The sequence below is a fragment of the Streptomyces spiramenti genome (genome assembly GCF_012034385.1).
GTDB lineage: Bacteria > Actinomycetota > Actinomycetes > Streptomycetales > Streptomycetaceae > Streptomyces > Streptomyces spiramenti.
This window is the reverse complement of sequence record NZ_JAAVJB010000021.1, coordinates 1-19,427: the sequence shown is the minus strand read 5'-3', so window position 1 is coordinate 19,427 and position 19,427 is coordinate 1. Positions and strand designations below refer to the sequence as shown.

At 74.8% G+C, this 19,427-nt stretch carries 13 protein-coding genes and 1 pseudogene; 8 read left to right on the top strand and 6 right to left on the bottom strand.

Annotated elements, in window-relative coordinates; all coding sequences use genetic code 11:
• Positions 1–105 precede the first annotated feature (105 nt).
• The 5 genes from HCJ92_RS04945 to HCJ92_RS04925 all read left to right on the top strand — a co-directional run bounded on the left by HCJ92_RS04945 (position 106) and on the right by HCJ92_RS04925 (position 5,711).
• Entirely contained in the window at positions 106–1,185 is a 1,080-nt protein-coding gene (locus HCJ92_RS04945; RefSeq protein WP_338054026.1) for an aldose epimerase family protein, read from the top strand.
• Positions 1,176–2,156: a LacI family DNA-binding transcriptional regulator gene (locus tag HCJ92_RS04940; RefSeq protein WP_167932175.1), complete on the top strand. Its 981-nt coding sequence runs from the start codon at positions 1,176–1,178 to the stop codon at positions 2,154–2,156. The genes HCJ92_RS04945 and HCJ92_RS04940 overlap by 10 nt, the downstream gene beginning before the upstream one ends.
• 107 nt (positions 2,157–2,263) lie before the next feature.
• A complete protein-coding gene (locus tag HCJ92_RS04935) occupies positions 2,264–3,790 on the top strand; it encodes an aldehyde dehydrogenase (NADP(+)) (RefSeq protein ID WP_209310744.1) in 1,527 nt (508 codons plus the stop codon).
• 456 nt (positions 3,791–4,246) lie between these two features.
• The gene (locus tag HCJ92_RS04930; protein WP_338054025.1) at positions 4,247–5,116 is read left to right on the top strand and encodes an alpha/beta fold hydrolase; all 870 of its coding nucleotides are present in this window, start codon (positions 4,247–4,249) and stop codon (positions 5,114–5,116) included.
• Positions 5,117–5,228: 112 nt separating this feature from the next.
• Complete coding sequence (locus tag HCJ92_RS04925; protein ID WP_167932174.1) at positions 5,229–5,711, top strand: redoxin domain-containing protein; 483 nt, start codon at positions 5,229–5,231, stop codon at positions 5,709–5,711.
• Positions 5,712–5,737: 26 nt separating this feature from the next.
• Here HCJ92_RS04925 and HCJ92_RS04920 read toward each other — a convergent pair.
• A pseudogene (locus HCJ92_RS04920) lies at positions 5,738–7,525 on the bottom strand (ABC transporter ATP-binding protein); the annotation flags it as partial.
• The gene (locus HCJ92_RS04915; RefSeq protein WP_167932173.1) at positions 7,522–9,357 is read right to left on the bottom strand and encodes an ABC transporter transmembrane domain-containing protein; all 1,836 of its coding nucleotides are present in this window, start codon (positions 9,355–9,357) and stop codon (positions 7,522–7,524) included. The gene HCJ92_RS04915 and the pseudogene HCJ92_RS04920, both read right to left, overlap by 4 nt.
• Before the next feature lie 219 nt (positions 9,358–9,576).
• Here HCJ92_RS04915 and HCJ92_RS04910 point away from each other — a divergent pair, with 219 nt between their 5' ends.
• Positions 9,577–10,179, top strand: a complete 603-nt coding sequence (locus HCJ92_RS04910) for a hypothetical protein (RefSeq protein ID WP_167932172.1) — start codon at positions 9,577–9,579, stop codon at positions 10,177–10,179.
• 65 nt (positions 10,180–10,244) lie between these two features.
• On the opposite strand, the gene HCJ92_RS04905 is transcribed toward HCJ92_RS04910, so the two are convergent.
• From HCJ92_RS04905 to HCJ92_RS04895, 3 genes are all read right to left on the bottom strand, one after another.
• Positions 10,245–13,208: an FAD-binding and (Fe-S)-binding domain-containing protein gene (locus HCJ92_RS04905; protein WP_167932171.1), complete on the bottom strand. Its 2,964-nt coding sequence runs from the start codon at positions 13,206–13,208 to the stop codon at positions 10,245–10,247.
• A 142-nt stretch (positions 13,209–13,350) separates the two neighbouring features.
• Positions 13,351–13,941 carry a lytic polysaccharide monooxygenase auxiliary activity family 9 protein gene (locus HCJ92_RS04900; RefSeq protein WP_167932170.1) on the bottom strand — a complete coding sequence of 197 codons (591 nt, stop codon included), beginning with the start codon at positions 13,939–13,941 and terminating at the stop codon, positions 13,351–13,353.
• 181 nt (positions 13,942–14,122) lie between these two features.
• Positions 14,123–15,703 carry a phytoene desaturase family protein gene (locus HCJ92_RS04895; RefSeq protein ID WP_167932169.1) on the bottom strand — a complete coding sequence of 527 codons (1,581 nt, stop codon included), beginning with the start codon at positions 15,701–15,703 and terminating at the stop codon, positions 14,123–14,125.
• Between the two features lie 251 nt (positions 15,704–15,954).
• Here HCJ92_RS04895 and HCJ92_RS04890 point away from each other — a divergent pair, with 251 nt between their 5' ends.
• A complete protein-coding gene (locus HCJ92_RS04890) occupies positions 15,955–17,778 on the top strand; it encodes an ABC transporter ATP-binding protein (protein WP_167932168.1) in 1,824 nt (607 codons plus the stop codon).
• 61 nt (positions 17,779–17,839) lie between these two features.
• On the opposite strand, the gene HCJ92_RS04885 is transcribed toward HCJ92_RS04890, so the two are convergent.
• The gene (locus HCJ92_RS04885) at positions 17,840–18,238 is read right to left on the bottom strand and encodes an NUDIX hydrolase (RefSeq protein ID WP_209310743.1); all 399 of its coding nucleotides are present in this window, start codon (positions 18,236–18,238) and stop codon (positions 17,840–17,842) included.
• A 184-nt stretch (positions 18,239–18,422) separates the two neighbouring features.
• Here HCJ92_RS04885 and HCJ92_RS04880 point away from each other — a divergent pair.
• Positions 18,423–19,427: NAD(P)/FAD-dependent oxidoreductase (locus tag HCJ92_RS04880; protein ID WP_167932167.1), on the top strand; the 1,005-nt coding region annotated here is incomplete at its 3' end.

Sequence of the window (19,427 nt, the reverse complement as noted above, 5' to 3'; positions counted from 1 at the left end):
TCCCCTCGACGGCAAGCGGTTGCGGAACTCTCGCTCGGAAATCGGCCCGCGTCAAGACTTCGTGCAGCTATTGACTGCAACCGTTTGCCGAATAGGGTGTGAGCCGTGACTGACGACGGCGTGAGAGAAGCTTTCGGCGAGGACGGCGGCGGTAACGCGGTCCATCGCCACACGCTCGCTGCCCCGGGTGTCCGGGCCCGCGTGCTGACCTACGGATGTGTACTCCAGTCCTTGGAAGTACCCGACTCCGGCGGCGCGTTCGGCAACGTGGTGATCGGCCTGGACACCATGGAGGACTACCTCACGCGCAGTCGGTACTTCGGTGCCGTCGTGGGCCGCTACGGCAACCGCATAGCCGGCGGCAGCTTCACCCTCGACGGCCGCGAGCACCGACTGCCGCGCAACAACGGCGACGCCAGCCTCCACGGCGGACCCGGCGGGTTCAGCAACCGCGTCTGGTCGGTGGAGTCCGCGGGTCCCGCGGCCATCACCCTGACCCGGATCAGCGAGGACGGCGAGGAGGGGTACCCGGGGCGGCTCACCGCGCGGGTGACCTACACCCTGAGCGGTGGGCCGGACGGCGCCGAGGTGCGCATCGACTACCACGCGGTCACCGACGCGCCCACGCACGTGAACCTCACCAACCACAGCTACTTCAACCTGGACGGCGGCCCGAACGTCCTGGACCACGAACTGACACTGGACGCCGGGCACTTCCTCCCGGTGGACGAGGCGCAGATCCCCACCGGCGAACTGGCTCCCACCGCCGGCACCGCCTTCGACTTCACGACGCCCCACCGGGTCGGTGCCCGACTCGACGACGGACACCCCCAGGTCAAGGCGGCCAACGGGTACGACCACTGCATGGTCTTCAGCTCGCCCGCCGGTGAACTGCGCCCCGTCGGACGGCTGCGCGGCCCGGGGTCAGGACGCGTCATGGAGGTCCTCACCACCGAGCCCGGCGTGCAGTTCTACTCCGGGAACAAGCTCGCGGACCACGTCTGGGGTCCCGGCAGCGGGCTGTGTCTGGAGACCCAGCACTTCCCCGACTCGCCCAACCGCCCCGAGTTCCCCAGCACCGTGCTGCGGCCGGGGGAGGAGTATCGCTCGACCACCGTCTACCGCTTCCCGGCGGTCACGGCCACCGGCGGGACCTCAGAGGGAGAGGGCGCCTCATGGCGGTGACCATCCGCGACGTCGCCAAGGCGGCAGGCGTCCACGTCTCCACCGTCTCGCGCACGTTCTCCTCGCCCCACCTCGTCAACAGCGCCACCCGCGAGCGGGTGCTCGCCGCCGCGCAGCGGCTGGACTACCGGCCCAACCGGGCCGCGAGCGCCCTGACGACGGGGCGCACCCACAACCTCGGGCTGATCGTCGCCGACATCGCCAACCCCTTCTTCCCCCCGCTGATCAAGGCGGCGCAGGCGTACGCCCGCGAGCGGGAGTACCACGTGTTCGTCGCCGACACCGACGAGGACCCGCAGTCCGAGGAAGAGCTCATCCAGACGCTCGCCAAGCAGGTGGACGGCGTCGTGCTGGTCGCGCCCCGCCTCACCAACCTGGCGATCGAACGGCTCGGCATGGACCTGCCGTTCGTGGTCGTCAACCGACGGGTCAAGGGACTCTCCGCCGTACTCATGGACATAGGGCACGGCACCACCGAGGCGGTCGAGCACCTCGCCGGCCTCGGCCACCGCCGCATCGTCCTGGCACCCGGCCCCCGCGCCTCCTGGAGCAGCGAGCAGATGGGCCGGGCAGCCGCGTCGGCCACGGAGCGGCTCGGCGTCGACCTCGTCGTCACCGGACCGAACGCCCCCACCGAACAGGGCGGGGTCACCGCCGCGGCGGAGGTCCTCGACAGCGGCGCCACCGCCGTCATCGCCTACAACGACCTCGTCGCCATCGGTGTCATCGAGGGGCTCAACGACCGGGGGGTCGACGTCCCCGGCCAGGTCTCCGTCGTCGGGGTCGACGACACCGTCGCCGGCCGGCTCAACCGGCCCAAGCTCACCACGATCGCCATGCCGACCCCCGCGGCGGGACGCACCGCCGTGGACCTGCTGCTCCAGGCCGTCGCCGGTGGCCGCACCGCCGCCCAGGCCACCCTGGAGACCAGCCTCACCATCCGGGACTCCACCGGACCCGCCCCGAGCTGACCGTGCGACGCCGCCCGGGCCGACACCCGGGCGGCGCCCCGGCCGGCCCGGCGGAAGCACCCCGGCGGCCACGGGACGCCCACCGCCACAAACACGAGGAGAGCACGATGACAGAGCCGGTGTGGAGCGTCGACCCCAGGAACGGGGAGCGCCACGGACAGGCCGCCACCGAGGCGGACGCCACCGCGGTGGACAAGGCGGTGCGCGCCGCCCACGAGACCCGCGCCGCGCTGGCCGACCGCGCCACCCGCGTCGCGCTGCTGCGCGCCGTCGTCCGCGAACTCAACGCGGACTCCGCCGAGATCATTCGGCTCGCGAACCGGGAGACCGCGCTCGGCGAGCCGCGACTGACCGGTGAACTCGCCCGTGCGGCGGGTCAGTTCGAGGCATTCGCCGCGGAGATCGAGGACGGCGGCTACCTCGGCGTCGCCATCGACCACGCGGACCCCTCGCTCACCCCGCCCCGCCCCGACCTGCGCCGCTACCGCGTGCCGCTGGGCGTCGTCGCCGTCTACGCGGCCTCCAACTTCCCGCTCGCCTTCTCCGTTCCCGGCGGTGACACCGCCAGCGCGCTCGCCGCCGGCTGCCCCGTCGTGGTCAAGGTCCACCCGGCGCACCCCGCCACCTCCGAGCGCTGCGCCGCCGCGCTGCGGCGGGCCGCCGCCTCGGTGGGGCTGCCCGAGGACGTCCTCGCGGTCGTCCACGGCTTCGACGCCGGGGTCGCCCTCATCGACCACCCGCTGGTCTCGGCGGCCGGGTTCACCGGCTCGGTCCGCGGCGGTCGCGCCCTGTTCGACCGCGCCTCGGCCCGTCCGGTGCCCGTCCCCTTCCACGGCGAACTCGGCAGCCTCAACCCGGTGGTCGTCACCGAGGCCGCCGCGGGCGAGCGCCCCGAGGAGATCGCCACCGGCCTCGCCGGCTCCGTGACCCTGGGCACCGGCCAGTTCTGCGTCAAGCCGGGTCTGGTCCTCGTCCCCGAGGGCGAGGCAGGGGACCGTCTCGTCACTGCGCTCACGGGCGCGCTCGGCGAGGCCGCCGGCGGGGTGCTCCTCGACGAGCGCATCCGCGACGGGTTCGTCGCCGGGGTGGCCGAGCGCGCGGAGCTCCCGGACGTCACCGTCCCGGTCACCGCGGGCGCGGGCGAGGGACGCACCGTCGTCCCCGGCTTCGTCTCCGTGCCCGCCGGCCATCTCGTGCGCCCCACGCACGAGACCCTGCTGGAGGAGTGCTTCGGTCCGCTCACCGTCGTCGCCCGCTATCGGGACACCGACGACATCGCCGCCGTGCTGGCCACGCTCGCCGGCAGCCTCACCGCCACCGTGCACATCGGCGCCGAGGAGGCGACAGAGGAGGCGGGCCACGCCGCGCACCTGCTGGCCGCGCTCACCCCGCTCGCGGGCCGACTCCTCGTCAACGGCTGGCCCACCGGCGTCGCGGTCGCCACCGCCCAGCACCACGGCGGCCCCTACCCCGCGACCACCACCCCCTTCACCTCGGTGGGCGCCTCCGCCATCGACCGCTGGCTGCGCCCCGTGGTCCACCAGGGCACCCCGGCCGCGCTGCTCCCCGCGGAGCTGCGCGAGGAGAACCCGCTCGGGCTGCCCCGCCGCGTCGACGGGGTCCGGGAGAACTGAGCCCCACGCGCCGCGGCGGCAGCACCGCCGTCCGCTCTTCCGTGCCCCGGCAGCCGCCACCCGGCCGCCGGGGCACGTGCGTTCCGCGTCACGGCGCCGCCACCGACACGCCCGCCGCGCACCCGGCGCTACCGTGACCCGGTCACCTCCGCCGCGCCCGAGTCACGGGTCCCCGTCGGTCCCGCCCTTGCCGCGCCGCGCGGCAACTGGCCTCGGTCTCGCCCGTCATCGGGCTGGTCGTCGGCTCCCTGCCGTACCTGCTGGCCTTCCTGACGCTGATGCTGCTGGTGCGCGGAGTGCTGCACGGCGGCGACCCGGCCGACCTCGGCGCCGCCCGCCGAGGCCCGTGCCGATCCCGCTCGCCGGCCGCCCGGAAACCCGGTGGCGCGCCTCCGGGCCGGTGCGGTGGGATGGCGCTCCCGCGGCCGACCGCACCGCGCCCGCCGAGGAGCTCTCGTGTCCCAGATCCGAACCCTCACCCGACTCGACGGTCGGGCGCTGGTGGTGGCCGACCACGGGGGAGCGGGGCGGCCACTGCTGGCGCTCCACGGCACCTTCGGCCGCGGCACGGTCTTCGACCGGCTCGCGGCCGACCTCGCCGGCGTGGCCAGGGTGGTCGCCCCCGACCAGCGGGGCCACGGCCACAGCGACAGCGCCGAGCTCCACGACCGCGCCTCCCACGTCGCGGACGCCGCGGCGGTGATCCGGTCCCTCGACGTCGGGCCGGTCGTGGTCCTCGGGCACTCGCTGGGCGGGATCACCGCCTACCAACTCGCCGCCCGCCACCCGGAGCTCGTCGCCGCGCTGGTCGTGGAGGACGTCGGCCCGGTCATGCGGCGGCCCGAGATCGCCCACCCCGTCCTCGACGTGCGCGGCTGGCCGCGCTCCGCACCCACCCGCGGTGAACTCGCCGAACGGATCGAGGCCGCCGGGGTCCCCGACGCGGGGTACTTCCTCCGCAGCGCCGTCGAGCGGGACGGCGCCGCTGAACTGCTCTTCGACTGGGAGGAGATGATGGCAGTTCAGCGCGGCGGGTGCGGCGACTGGTGGGAGGACTGGCTCGGCTCCTCCTGCCCCGCGCTCGTGCTGCGCGGGGCGGGCAGCACGCTGCTGCCCGCGGAGCTCGCGCGGCGGATGTGCCGGTCGCGCCCCGGTACCGCGCTGCGCACCGTCGCCGGTGCCGGCCACTGGGTCCACGACGACGCACCGGAGGAGTTCGCCCGGGCGGTCGCCGACTTCCTCGCCGCGCTTCCCGCGGCGCCCGGCTCCGCACCGGGCCCCGCCGTGCGTCGCCCTCCCCTCGCCGACGCCCACGGGCAGGCGTAGCCTGACGCGTCCGCGCCCGCTCCGAACCATCCGTGACGCGGGCGCCCCCGCACCCCGCCGAACCTCCGCGCCGCCGCCCGCGCGCGGAGCCACCACCACCCCAGGAGAACCCGTGGCTGTACCCCGCGTCGGTGAGCCGGCCCCCGACTTCACCCTCCCCGGCGGTGTCCTCGCCGACGGCGCCTTCGAACGTGCCGACCACACGCTCTCCGACCACCGCGGCACCCCGCTGGTCCTCGCGTTCTACCCGGGCGACAACACCGCAGTCTGCACCAAGCAGCTCTGCTCCTACTCGGGTGGGCTGGACCGGTTCACCGAACTGGGCGCCCGGGTGTGGGGCGTCAGCCCGCAGGACCTGGACAGCCACGAGGGGTTCGCCCGGCAGCACGGCCTGCGGATGCCGCTGCTCGCCGACACCGACCGCGAGGTGACCCGAGCCTACGGGGTGGCCGTGCCCGGCCTCGGGCTGCGCAGGTCGGTCTTCCTCATCGGCCCCGACGGTGTGGTGCGCTGGAAGCACGTCGCCCTGCTCGGCGCGACCTTCCAGCCGGTGGACACCCTGGCCCGCGAACTCGCTGCGCTCGACGCGGCCTGACGGTACGCCGCGGCGCGCCGGTGGCCGCCGTGCCAGGACCGCCACAGCGACGCGTACGCGCCGTCGGCCGCCACCAGTTCGTCGTGGCTGCCGAACTCGCTGATCCGTCCGTCCTCCACCACCGCGATCACGTCGGCGTCGTGCGCCGTGTGCAGCCGGTGGGCGATGGCGATGACCGTCCGTCCCTCCAGCACCCTCGCCAGCGAGCGCTCCATGTCGCGGGCGGCCCGCGGGTCGAGCAGCGAGGTCGCCTCGTCCAGCACCAGGGTGTGCGGGTCCGCCAGCACCAGTCGCGCCAGTGCGATCTGCTGCGCGTGGGCCGGGCCGACCGGCAGGGCGCCCGACCCCACCTCGCTGTCCAGCCCGTCCGGCAGGGAGGCCGCCCAGCCGTCGGCGTCCACCGCGCGCAGCGCGGCCCAGATCTCCTCGTCGCCCGCGTCCGCCCGGGCCAGCCGCAGGTTGTCCCGGAGCGGACCGACGAAGACGTGGTGCTCCTGGTTGACCAGGGCGACGTGCTGACGCACCCGCTCCGTGGGCATCCTCGACAGGTGCGCGCCACCGAGGGTGACGGAGCCGGTCCGCGGTCCGTAGACGCCCGCGAGCAGGCGACCCAGCGTCGACTTCCCCGCCCCGGAGGGTCCGACCAGCGCCACCCTGGTCCCCGGCGGCACCCGCAACGACACCTCGTGGAGCACGTCGGTGCCCTCCTGGTACGCGAACCGGACGCGGTCGGCGTGCGTCTCCCGCCCGGTCGGCCGCTCGGCGTCGTCGGCGGGCGGGTCCTCGATCTCGTGCACCCCGACCAGGCGGGCGAGGGAGACCCGCGCCACCTGCAACTCGTCGAACCAGCGCAGGATCATCCCGACCGGCTCGACGGCCATCTGCGCCAGCACCGCGCCGGTCGTCAGCTGACCGACGGTCAGCCAGCCCTGGAGGGCGAAGGCACCGCCGATCAGCAGGACGCCCGCCAGCACCATGGAGTGGTAGATGTTCACCGTGGGGATCAGCACGGTCCGCAGCCAGAGCGTGTACCGCTCCCACCGGGTCCACTGCCGCACCCGGAGGTCCGACAGCTCGACGCGGCGCTCGGTCAGCCGGTGCGCCTCGATGGTGCGGCCCGCGTCCACGGTCTCCGCGAGGGCCGCCGCCACCGCGGCGTACCCGGCGGCCTCGGCGCGGTACCCCGCGCCCGCGCGGCGGTAGTACCAGCGGCAGACCACCAGCAGCACCGGCAGCGCCAGCAGGATGCCGATGCCCAGCGGCGGCGCGGTCAGCACGATCCCGCCCAGCAGCAGGGCCGCCCAGACCACGGCGATGGCCAGCTGCGGCACCGCCTCCCGCATCGCCTGCGCCAGCCGGTCGATGTCGGTGTTGATCCGGGCCAGCAGGTCGCCGGTGCCGGCGCGCTCCAGCACCCCCGGCGGCAACCCGACCGACCGCACGAGGAAGTCCTCGCGCAGGTCCGCCAGCATGCGCTCGCCGAGGACCGCGCCGCGCAGCCGCACGAGCCCGGTGAAGACCGCCTGCACGGCGAGCGCCGCGAGGAAGACCGACACCACCCAGGTCAGCGGGAGGTCGGTCGTCCCGTCCGACAGGTCCTGCACCACCCCACCGAGCAGGTAGGGACCCACCATGGAGGCCAGGACCGCGGCCGTGTTGACGGCGATCAGGACCAGGAACGCGGTGCGGTGGCGGCGGACCAGTTCGCCGACGTACCGGCGGACGGTGGCGCCGCCCGCCACCGGCAGTGTGGTGGCGTGCTCCCCGGCCGCCGGATCGAACTCCGGTGGGGCGACGCCGATGCGCGGGCTCATACGGACTCCTCGGCGGGTTCGGGAGCGGAGCCGGGGCCCCGCGGGGTCGTGGTTCCGGCGGCCTCGGGCGCCCCGGACGGGCCGACGTCCGGCTCACGGGTGACCACGGCGCGGTACTCCGGGTCCGAGGCGATGAGGGCGCGGTGGGTGCCGGCCGGCCGGGCGGTGCCCTCGTGGACGAGGACCACGGCGTCGGCGAGGTCCAGCAGCAGCGGGCTGGAGGTCATCACCACGGTGGTGCGGCCGGCCCGCAGCTCGCGCACGCCGCGAGCGATCCGCGCCTCGGTGTGGGAGTCCACCGCCGAGGTCGGCTCGTCCAGGACAAGCACCTCCGGGTCGGTCACCAGAGAACGCGCCAGCGCGAGGCGTTGGCGTTGCCCCCCGGAGAGGGAGCGGCCCCGCTCGGTGACCCTCGCGTCCATCACCCCGCCGCCCTCGGGGGCGGAACGGGCCACGGCGTCGAGGACGTCGGCGCACTGCGCCGCCGCCAGCGCGCGCTCGACCTCGACCCTGCCGGAGGACGGCACGTCGAGCAGTTCGCGCAGCGTGCCGGAGAGCAGCACCGGGTCCTTGTCCTGCACCAGGACGGTCGTCCGCGCGACCCGCAGCGGCATGTCGTCCAGCGGCCGTCCGTCGAGCCGGGCGGACGGCGGCGGCTGTTCGCCCTCCTCGGGCGGGGCGTGGCCCCCGAGCCGGGCGGCCAACCGCTCGGCCGTCGCGGGGTCGCCGCACACGACGGCGGTCAGCAGACCGCCGGCCGCGCGCAGCCCCGTCGCAGGGTCGTGCAGGGAGGGCGGGCCGCCGTCCCCCGCGGGGACGTGCGCGGCGTCGCCGTCCTCACGCCGCAGCGAGAGCACCCGCACCGCGCGGCGAGCCGAGGGGCGCGAGAACACGAAGGCCATCGCGGCCTCCTGGAAAATGCGCAGCGGGAACAGCAGGAACATCGCCGCGCCGTAGACCGTCACCAACTGGCCGGGGGTGATGTCCCCGGCGAGCGCCAGCCGCGAACCCTGCCAGGTGACCGCGATCAGCAGCAGTCCCCGCATCACCACCTGCACCGCGTCGATCAGCGCCCACATCCGGGCGCTGTGCACCGAGGCACCGCGGACCTCCTGCGAGGCGCGGCGGTACCGGCTCAGGAAGAGCTCCTCGCCGCCGATGCCGCGCAGCACCCGCAGCCCGGCCACGGTGTCCGAGGCCAGTTCCGTCGCGCGACCCGACGTCGCACGCTCCGCGTCCGCCCGGCGGGTGGCGGCGGGCAGCATCGGCAGCATCGGCAGCACGACGGCCAGGATGCCCAGGGCGACGACCAGACCGAGTTCCGGCTGGTACACCAGCAGCCCGGCGCACACGCCGCCGACGACCAGGACGGCACCGGCGAAGCGGGAGAACGACTCCACGAACCAGCCGATCTTCTCCACGTCGCCCGTGGACACCTTCACCACCTCTCCTGCGGCCACCCGGCGCGTCAGCATGCCGCCGAGCTCGGCGGTGCGCCGCGCGAGGAGTTGCTGCACGCGCGCCGCGGCGGTGATCCAGTTGGTCACCGCCGCACGGTGCAGGGCGCCGTCGGCGCCCGCGATCAGCAGGGCCACGCCCAGCAGCGCCACTCCCACCAGGGCGAGGTCGCGCCCGGACTCGTCGATGACCGCCTGGACGGCCGCGCCGGCGGCCACCGGCAGCAGGGCCACGCCGGTCATGTGCAGGGTGCCGTACAGCACCGCCTTCAACTGGCCGCCGAGCTGGCGGCGGAAGAGCCACACCAGGAACCGGAAGCCCGACCTGACGTCGGGTTCTCCCGGGTCGGCGTGGGGGAGGTCGCGAATCTGCATGGCGTCCCTGGGGTTCGGGGCCCGCGGCCCACCGTCACAACCTGCCCAGCCTGATCGCTGCGGGGCGCCAGTTCAACGGGTTTAGGGAGAGGAGCCGGAGACCCGGGCGTCCGGCGGGGTCGGGCGCGTGGCCGGCCCCGGCGCACCGGTGCGCCCGCCCGGCGTAACGCCCGTGTGTCTGCGCCGGGAGGCGCGGCAGGTACGGCAGGGTGCCGGAGCATGGCGGAGCGGTACGGCAGGGCGGCGCGGCACGAGGAGGACGACCTGCTGGAGGGCTTCAGCAGGACCGGCAGGCGGGCGGTCGCCCTGCGGGGGTTCTTCGCGGTGACGGTCTCCGCCGCGCTGGTGGGCTGGGACCTCGCGTTCACCTGGGGCGCCTACGGGACCGTCTTCTACAACCGCACCACCCAGCTGCTGGTGCTCTCGCTGGTGGTGCTGCTCGGACGCTGGGCGCTCCGGCAGCAGGTGCGCGAACACGGCTGGGTCACCTTCCTGTTCGCGCTTCCGGCGCTCTGGGTGGTCTTCCGGCTGGTCGCTCCCGTGATCGCCCCGGGCCGGGCCTTCGAGGTGGCCGACGGGGTGCTGACCGGCGCGATGGTGCTGTCACTGCCGCTGGTGCTGTGGGTGGTGGCCCGGCTGCTCGCGCCGGGGTACTTCGCGCTGCCGCAGCGGCGGATGAAGGTCGCCTCCGTCGTGATCGTCGCGGTGGTGTCGGCCGTCGGCCTGGTGGTGGGGGCCTGGAACGACCACTTCTTCACCTGCGCCGACTTCCGGGTGGCGGGCGACTACCCGCCACCGGGGTGCGCGGTGTCGATCCCGTAGCGGGCGGGCCCGGCACGCACCGCCCGGCGGGGGCTCCGCGCCACCGGCACGGAGCCCCCGCCCGCTCAGCCGTGCTCCGGGTCGGCTCCGTCCGCCGGCGGTCCCGCCGGGCGGGTGGCCCGCTCCAGCGCGATGAGCGCCGAGTGGTAGGGGCGGCCGGTCGCCTGCTCCATGCCGATCTCGCACATCCGGTTGGCCGACAGGTGCGCGTCGAAGGGACGCGAGGTGACCTCGGCCGCCTCCCGGGCGGTAGCGGAGGCGGTGAGCTCCTCGTGGAGCATGCCCCGGTCGCCCGCGAAGCCGCAGCAGGTCGCGTCCAGCGGGACGACGGTCTCCCCGGCGCACGCCTCGGCGATCCGCCGCAGCGCCGCCTCGTCGCCGAGGTGCTGCATGGAGCAGGTGGGGTGCACCACCGCGGAGTCCACCCGGCGGCTGACCGTGAGCCGCGGCAGCAGCCGGTCGACGGCCCACTGGAGCGAGTCGACGACGGTCAGCCGCTCGTGGCGCCCCCGGTTGGCCTCGGTCAGGTAGGGCACCACCTCCTCCGAGAGGCCGAGGGTGCAGGAGGAGGCGTCGACCACCAGCGGCAGCCGGCCGTGGTCGGTCCAGCGCCACGCGGACTCCACGACGCGGTTCGCCATCAGCGTGTTCCCGCCCTCGTAGCCCTTGGAGTGCCAGATGGTGGCGCAGCAGGTCCCGCCCACGTCCTCGGGGATCCACACCGGCTCGTCGGCGCGCAGCGCCAGCGCGACCACCGCGCGGGGGAGCGGCAGGGACCCCGTCAGCCCCTCGGGCTCGCCGAAGATCCGGTTGACGCAGGCGGGGTAGTAGACGGCGGTGGCCCGCTCGCGCGGGGTGCGCGGCAGCGGGCCCGCAGCCGGGGGCATCCCGGGGAGCCACTGCGGGACCAGCTCGTGGCTGACGGCACGCCGCGCCAGCGCGGTGGCCTTTCCGGAAACGGTGTCACCCGCGGTCGCGGCGGCGGAGACGGCCAGGCGGGCGGCGCGTTCCAGCACGGCGAAGCGGCGGGCGGCGGCCGTCGCGGCGCGTTCCTGCCGTTCGGTGTGCCGCCGGGAGCGGAAGTCCTTCATCATGGCGCCGGTGTCGATACCGACGGGACAGGCGACGCGGCAGCCGGAGTCACCCGCGCAGGTGTCCACGGCCGCGTACCCGTAGTCGGCGAGCAGGTTCTCCCCGACGTCGGAACCGGCGGGCTGGCGCATCATCTCCCGCCGGAGCACGATCCGCTGGCGCGGTGTGGTGGTCAGGTCGCGGCTGGGGCAGACGGGCTCGCAGAACCCGCACTCGATGCAGGGGTCGGCCTCCGCCTCCACCGTGGGGATGGACTTCAGCCCCCGCAGGTGGGCGCGGGGGTCGCGGTCGAGCACGATCCGCGGCGCCAGCACACCGGTGGGGTCCACCAGCTCCTTGATCCGCCACATCAGGGCGGTGGCCCGCTCGCCCCACTCCAGTTCGAGGAAGGGTGCGATGTTGCGGCCGGTGGCGTGCTCGGCCTTGAGGGACCCGTCGAACCGTTCGACGGTGAGGGCGCAGAACTCCGCCATGAACGCCGCGTAGCGGTCGACGTCGGCGGGGTCGGCGGCGTCGAAAGCGAGCAGGAAGTGCAGGTTGCCGTGGGCCGCGTGGCCGGCGACCGCGGCGTCGAAACCGTGGCGCGCCTGGAGTTCGAGCAGCGCCTCGCACGCCTCGGAGAGCCGCTCGGGCGGGACGGCGAAGTCCTCGGTGATCAGTGTGGTCCCGGCCGGACGGGCACCGCCGACAGCGGTGACGAAGGCCTTGCGGGCCTTCCAGTAGCCGGCGATCACCGCCGGGTCGGAGGTGAGGGCGTTGGTGACGGAGGGGACCGGTGCGACCAGGTCGAGCTCGGTCAGCAGGGCCTCGGCGGCGGTGCGCGCCGCGGCTCCGGCCGCCTCGTCGGGAGCGCGGAACTCCACCAGCAGCGCGGCGGTTCCCGGCGGCAGCTGCGCCCAGTCGGCGGGGACGCCGTCGACGGCCACCGAGGCGCGGAGCGTGTTGCCGTCCATGAGTTCCACGGCGGGGGCGCCGGCCGCGGTGAAGCGGGGCACGGCGGCGGCAGCGGCGGCGAGCGAGGGGAAGAACAGCAGGCCGGCGCTGGCGTGCCGGTGCAGCGGCAGGGTGTCCATGACGATCTCGGCGAGGAAGCCGAGGGTGCCCTGCGAGCCGACCATCAGCCCGCGCAGGATGCCGGTGGGGGAGTCGGAGTCGAGGAAGGCGTCGAGGCGGTAGCCGTTGGTGTTCTTCAACCGGTGCTTGGCGCGGATGCGCGCGACGAGCGCGCCGTCGGCCAGGATCTCCTCGCGCAGCGCGAGGAGCCCGGCCGTCAGCTCGGGCTCGGAAGCGGCGAGTTGGGCGTCGGCGTCCGGAGCGGCGGTGTCGACGACCGTTCCCGAGGGCAGCACGATCGTCATCGCCGCGGCGGTGCGGTAGCTGTTGCGGCTGGTACCCGCGGTCATCCCGGAGGCGTTGTTCGCGACGACACCGCCGAGGGTCGCGGCGATGGCACTGGCGGGGTCGGGGCCGAGGACGCGGCCGTGGCGGGCGAGCGCGGCGTTGGTGCGCTGCACGGTGGTGCCGGGCAGCACGCGGGCGCGCGCCCCGCCGTCCAGCGGGGTGACCCCGGCCCAGTGCCGCCGCACGTCGACCAGGATGTCCTCGCCCTGGGCCTGGCCGTTGAGCGAGGTGCCGCCGGCCCGGAAGACCACGTGGCGATCGTGGTCCCGCGCGTACCGGAGGACGGCGGCGACGTCGTCCGCGTGGCGCGCGACCACCACGACGTTGGGGACGAACCGGTAGGGGCTGGCGTCCGAGGCGTAGCTGACGAGGTCGGTGACGCGCCACAGCACCTGGTCGGGGCCGAGCAGCTCCTCCAGGTCGCGGCGGAGCGGCTGTGGAGTGCCCTCCGACAGCTCCGGCGGGACCCGGTCCGCGGCGGCGGGGTTGTCGGCGGCGGGCCGCAGGGCGGCGGGGTCCGGCTCCAGCAGCGGCATGGTGGGTCTCCCTCCGACCGGAGGTGTCGGGCGTACCTGCCGGTCGGAGGCCAGCATAGGTGGGGGCCGCCGGCCGGTCCCCGGTCGGCCCGACCGCCGCGCCGGGGCGGCGCGGGTGGGGCGGACCGACCGGAGGAGTGGGTCAGAACTGCACGTCGGAGCAGGCGTAGAAGGCGTTGGCGGTGTCGGCGACGTCCCAGACCGCGAGGATCAGGTGGCGTCCGCTCTTCTGGGGGAGGGTGCCGGTGTGGCTCTCGGACCAGTTGGGCTGCCGGCCGTCCATGGGCACGGTGAGGAAGGGCTGGGGCTCCAGGTCGGCGCGGGTGAGCGGGGTGTCGGGGTTCCACCCGTCCTTGGTGACGAAGTAGCGGAAGTCGGTTGTGCTGTGCGCGGCGGTGATGGTCCAGTCGAAGGTGAAGCCCGCGCCCGAGGTGAGGGAGGTGGTGGGCCAGGAGCCGTTGCGGGCCTGGTCCAGCTGGGAGAACTGTCCGTTGCCGCCGGAGCAGATGGTGCCGTCGGCGGGGCCGGCCTGGGGGAAGCCCTTGGGGCCCTCGACGCTCTGGGGTTCCCAGACGATGTTGCCGCAGTCGGGGGCGGCGCCCTGGGCGCAGTGGGCCTGACGGCTCGTGGGGGAGGTGGTGTAGCCGTGGGAGTTGGCGGCGCCGGCGGCGGCCAGCACCGTGGCGGCGGCCAGGCCGAGGCCGGTGACGGCAGCGGTGAGCTTGGTGCGCATGACTCGCTCCAGGTGTGTGGGGGGTGAGCTCGTGATCGCGCGCGAACGGAGAAGGTCTAGACCAAGTTCGAGGCTAGTGCGGCCGTTTGAACATGTCCATACCAATGCACACACCACGCGTTCCCGGTGCGCGACCTTCGGCTGCCGACCGGGGCGCGCACCGGGAGCCCGGCGGGACCCGTCAGCGGCCCAGCGCCGCCATCGCCGCGTTGTGGCCGGGGATGCCGCTCACCCCGCCGCCCCGCACGGCCCCCGCCCCGCACAGCAGGACGTTGTCGTGACCCGTCGCCACCCCCCAGCGGCGTGCCGCCGCCGAGCCGGGACCGTCCTCGCCCGCGGCGCCGTCGGCGAACGGGAAGGTCAGGTCCCGGTGGAAGATGTTCCCGCCGGGCAGCCGCAGCTCCCGCTCCAGGTCCACCGGCGTCCGGGCCTCCACGCAGGGCCGGCCGTCCGCGTCCCGTGCCAGGCAGTCCGCCAGGGGTTCCCCCAGGTGCCGGTCGAGCTCCGCGAGTGTCGCCGCGAGCAGTCGCTCCCGGGCGCTCTCGTTGTCGGATCGGAACAGGGCCGCCGGTGTGTGCAGCCCGAACAGGGTCATCGTGTGCCAGCCGTCCGCCGCGTGCCCGTCGCCGAGGATCGAGGGATCGGTCAGTGAGTGGCAGTAGATCTCCGACGGCGGCGCCTGCGGCAGCGCACCCGCCGCCGCCTCGCGGTACGCCCGGCCCAGTGCGTCGTACCCCTCGCCCACGTGGAAGGTGCCGGCGAAGGCGTCCGCCGCGTCGACCGACGCGTCCGCGAGCAGCGGGAGCCGGTGCAGCACCATGTTGACCTTGAACTGCGCGCCGTCCTCCGCCGGTGGTGGCTCTTCGCCGAGGAGCAGCGCCAGCTCCCGGGGTGAGGCGTTGACCAGCAGCGTGTCGGCGGAGACCGTGCGCTCCGCCTCCTCGTGGCGGTAGGTCACCTCCGCTCGGCGGCCGTCCGTGGCCAGCGCGACCACCTCGTGCCCGGTGCGCAGTTCCGCTCCCGCCGTCCGCGCCGCGGCGGCCAGCGCGTCGGTGACCGCGCCCATGCCGCCGACCGGCACGTCCCAGTCGCCCGTCCCCCCGCCCACCACGTGGTACAGGAAGCAGGCGTTCTGCCGCAGCGAGGGGTCGTGGGCGTCCGCGAACGTGCCGATCAGCCCGTCCGTGAGCACCACCCCGCGGACCAGGTCGTCCGTGAAGTGGTCCTCCACCGCCTCGCCCAGGGGGCGCTCGAACAGCGCCCGCCACGCCGCCTGGTCCCCGATCCGCCCGCGCAGGGCCGCGCGGTCGGGCAGCGGTTCGGTGAGGGTGGGGAACACCCGCTCCGCGACGCGCCCGGTCATCGCGTAGAACCGCTGCCAGGCAGCGAACTCCCGGTCCGAGCCGGTCAACCGCTCGAACGACTCGCGCGTGGCGGACTCGTCCGCGCCCACCAGTAGCCCCGTCGGCCGCCCGTCCCGCACCGCCGGGGTGTAGGAGGAGACGCTGCGACGCCGCAGCTCCAACCGCAGGCCCAGCTCCCGCACGATCTGCGGGGGGAGCAGGCTGACCAGGTAGGAGTAGCGGGAGAGCCGCGCGTCCACACCGGTGAACGGCCGGGTGGAGACGGCGGCCCCGCCCGTCTGCTCCAGCCGCTCCAGCAGCAGGACCCGGCGGCCCGCGCCCGCGAGATAGGCGGCGGCGACGAGCCCGTTGTGGCCACCGCCGACGATGACGGCGTCGTAATGCGTGTGATCGACCATGGACGGTTGGTAGCACGGCCACGGCTCCCGCGGCCACCCGCGCCGCGCGCCCCGGCAGGGCCGTCCGTGCGCGGAGCGCACGCCGCGCCCCACCCGCACGGTGACCCTCCGCGGTCGTGAGCGGGCCGAAGAGAAGAAACGGGGACAGGCTCCGTAAGCAGGTGAACAGTTCCGTCGTACCGGTCCGGCAGTGGTCCCGTCGCCGTAGTCTGGACTGTTCCCGACGTCGCAAACCCTCCCTAAGGATCCCATTGCACCACGACACGCCAGCCGGGCCGCCGGAGGACCCCGACGGGACGGCCGACCGGCGGCCCCCAGAGCTGCGCCGCATCGTCGCCCTCTTCCGCCCCTACCGGGGGCGGCTCGCCGTGGTGGGGGCGCTGGTGGCGGCCTCCTCCGTCGTCGCCGTCGCCACCCCGTTCCTGCTGCGCGAGATCATCGACACCGCGCTGCCCGAGGCCCGCACGGGCCTGCTCGGGCTGCTCGCCCTCGGCATGATCGCCGCCGCGGTGCTCAGCAGCGTCTTCGGCGTGCTGCAGACGCTCATCTCCACCCGCGTCGGCCAGCGCGTCATGCACGACCTGCGCACCCGGGTCTACTCCCGGCTCCAGGAGATGCCGCTCGCCTTCTTCACCAGGACCCGCACCGGCGAGGTGCAGTCGCGCATCGCCAACGACATCGGCGGCATGCAGGCCACCGTCACCTCCACCGCCACCTCCCTGGTCTCCAACGTCACCGCCGTCGTCGCCACCGTCGTGGCGATGCTCGCGCTGGACTGGCGACTCACCCTGGTCTCGCTCGCCCTGCTTCCCGTGTTCGCCGCCATCGCCCGGCGGGTGGGCCGGGAGCGCCGCCGCATCACCACCCAGCGACAGAAGCAGATGGCCGAGATGGCCGCGCACGTCACCGAGTCGCTCTCCGTCAGCGGCATTCTGCTGGGCCGCACCATGGGCCGCTCGGACTCGCTCACCGACGCGTTCTCCCGGGAGTCGTCGAACCTGGTCGACCTGGAGGTCCGCGCCTCCATGGCGGGGCGTTGGCGACTCGCCACCATCGGCATGATCATGGCGGCCATCCCCGCCCTGCTCTACTGGTCCGCGGGGCTGATGTTCCAGTTCAGCGGGACCGCGCCCTCCATCGGGACCCTCGTCGCCTTCGTCACCCTGCAGCAGGGGCTGCTGCGCCCCACCGTCGCACTGCTCTCCACCGGGGTGGACGTCCAGGCGTCGCTCGCACTGTTCCAGCGCATCTTCGAGTACCTCGACCTCGCCCCCGACATCACCGAGCCGACCGAACCGGTCCGCCTGCGGCGAGCCCGCGGCGAGGTCCGGCTGGAGGAGGTCACCTTCTCCTACGACCCCGGCGGCGCGCCGCCCGTACTCACCGCGGTGGACCTCGCCGTACCGGCCGGCGGGAGCCTCGCCGTCGTGGGCGCCACCGGCTCGGGGAAGAGCACGCTCGGCTACCTCGTCCCCCGGCTGTACGACGTGACCAGCGGACGCGTGACCATCGACGGGGTCGACGTACGGCAGCTGGACTTCGACTCCTTGGCGCGCAGCGTCGGCGTCGTCTCCCAGGAGACCTACCTCTTCCACGCCTCCGTCGCCGACAACCTCCGCTTCGCCCGCCCCGACGCCACCGCCGCCGAGCTGGAGCGGGCCTGCCGCGCCGCGCACATCCACGACCACATCAGCGGGCTGCCGCAGGGGTACGACACCCTCGTCGGCGAGCGCGGCTACCGCTTCTCCGGGGGAGAGAAGCAGCGCCTGGCGCTGGCGCGCACCATCCTGCGCGACCCGCCGGTACTGATCCTCGACGAGGCGACCAGCGCGCTGGACACCCGGACCGAGCGCGCCGTGCAGGCGTCGATCGACGCCCTCGCCGCCGGCCGGACCACCATCACCATCGCCCACCGGCTCTCCACCGTCCGCGACTCCGACCAGATCGTCGTGCTCGGCGGCGGACACGTCGTCGAACGCGGAACGCACGAGGAACTGCTGGCGCGCGACGGCCACTACGCGGAGCTGCTGCGCCGCGACGCAGGCCGCCGGGAGTCGGCCGACGCGGTCTCCTGAACCGGCGAACGCCGCCCCGGTCGCCGGCCGGCTCGCCGGTGGAGATGGCGCGCGACCGGCCTCACACCAGGCGGCCGGCCGCCTTCAGGTCGTCGAAGACGGCCCGGTCCACCGGCGCGGTCAGGTCGCGATCGGCGTACTCCAACCAGCGGACCTCCTCGATCTCCGCGGAGGCCACCGGCGTCCCCCGGTGCTCCGCGGTGTAGCACGCCATCCGCACCAGCACGCCGGCGCCGTGGCCGTCGGCGTCCGCCTCGTAGGTGCCGAAGTGCTCCACCGTCCCCGGCAGCAGATCCACCGCGACCTCCTCACGCACCTCCCGGAAGAGGGTGTCCGTGTCGCTCTCGCCCGAACGCCGCTTCCCGCCGGGGATGTAGAAGAGCTCCCGCCCCCGGGTGCGGGTGCCGAGCACCCTGCCCTCGGACAGGCACACCCACGCCACCGTGTCGATCATCCGCATACCTCCGCGACCCCTTCCGCCCACGTCCGTCGTGCCGGGCGATTCTCCCACCTCGCGCCACCGCCCCCGCCCGGCGGTGTTGCCGGACCGGCAACGGGAGTTGCCCGCGGTGGGGGTCGGGTCCACGATCGGGAACACCGGCGCCGCAGGACGCCGGACCGGAGCGAGAGAGCCGAGAGAGACCATGATCGACGAGACAGCGACACCCCCGCCCGACGCCCGGCACCACGAGGTCGTCGTCGTCGGCGGCGGCGCGGCCGGGCTCAGCGGTGCGCTGACCCTGGCCCGCGCCCGCCGTGACGTCCTCGTGGTGGACTGCGGGGAGCCCCGCAACGCCCCGGCGGAAGGCGTCCACGGCTACCTCGGCCGGGAGGGCACGCCCCCCGCCGAGCTGCTGGCCGCGGGCCGCGCGGAGGTCGCCGCCCACGGCGGCGCTCTCCGGACGGGGGAGGTGCGCACCGCCGCCCGGCTCGACGACGGCCGGTTCCTTCTCACCCTGGCCGACGGTGCGAACCTGACCGCCGACCGGGTCCTGGCCGCCACCGGCCTGGTGGACGAACTGCCCGACCTCCCCGGCCTGGCGGCCCAATGGGGCCGCGGGGTCCTGTCGTGCCCCTACTGCCACGGGTGGGAGGTGCGGGACCGGCCGGTCGCTGTCCTCGGCGGTGGCCCGCTCGCCGTCCACCAGGCGCTGCTGTGGCGGCAGTGGACGGCCGACCTGCTGTTCCTCGGCGGCACCGCGCCGCCGGTGCCGGAGGACGCGGAGCAGCTCGCCGCGCGCGGTGTCGACGTCGTGCCGGGCGAGGTGACCGCCGTGACCGAGGAGGACGGGCGGCTCACCGGCGTCCTCGTCGCGGGGCGGCAGCTCCGTCGCGAGGTGCTGGTCGTCGGAGCGCGTCTCTCGGCGCGGGCCGGGGTCCTCTCCGACCTCGGCGCCGAGGTGACCGATCTCGCGGTCGGTGACCACGTCGTCGGCACCCACGCGACCGCCGACGCCACCGGGGCCACCACCGTCCCCGGGCTCTGGGTCGCCGGCAACGTGTCGGCCCTCACCGACCAGGTCATCGGCGCCGCGGCGGCAGGCCAGCGGGCGGGCGCCGCCATCAACGCGGACCTGGTCGCGGCGGAGACCCGCCGCGCCGTGGCCGCACGCCGCGCGGCGGTCCCGGCCGTCCCGCCCGCCGAGAGC

What these genes read in the sequence shown, in the direction of transcription:
- HCJ92_RS04940 (WP_167932175.1), top strand. Translation starts at nt 1,176, where the DNA reads ATGGCGGTGACCATCCGCGACGTCGCCAAGGCGGCAGGCGTCCACGTC.
- HCJ92_RS04935 (WP_209310744.1), top strand. Translation starts at nt 2,264, where the DNA reads ATGACAGAGCCGGTGTGGAGCGTCGACCCCAGGAACGGGGAGCGCCAC.
- HCJ92_RS04915 (WP_167932173.1), bottom strand. Translation starts at nt 9,357, where the DNA reads ATGCAGATTCGCGACCTCCCCCACGCCGACCCGGGAGAACCCGACGTC.
- HCJ92_RS04910 (WP_167932172.1), top strand. Translation starts at nt 9,577, where the DNA reads ATGGCGGAGCGGTACGGCAGGGCGGCGCGGCACGAGGAGGACGACCTG.
- HCJ92_RS04905 (WP_167932171.1), bottom strand. Translation starts at nt 13,208, where the DNA reads ATGCCGCTGCTGGAGCCGGACCCCGCCGCCCTGCGGCCCGCCGCCGAC.
- HCJ92_RS04900 (WP_167932170.1), bottom strand. Translation starts at nt 13,941, where the DNA reads ATGCGCACCAAGCTCACCGCTGCCGTCACCGGCCTCGGCCTGGCCGCC.
- HCJ92_RS04895 (WP_167932169.1), bottom strand. Translation starts at nt 15,703, where the DNA reads ATGGTCGATCACACGCATTACGACGCCGTCATCGTCGGCGGTGGCCAC.
- HCJ92_RS04885 (WP_209310743.1), bottom strand. Translation starts at nt 18,238, where the DNA reads ATGCGGATGATCGACACGGTGGCGTGGGTGTGCCTGTCCGAGGGCAGG.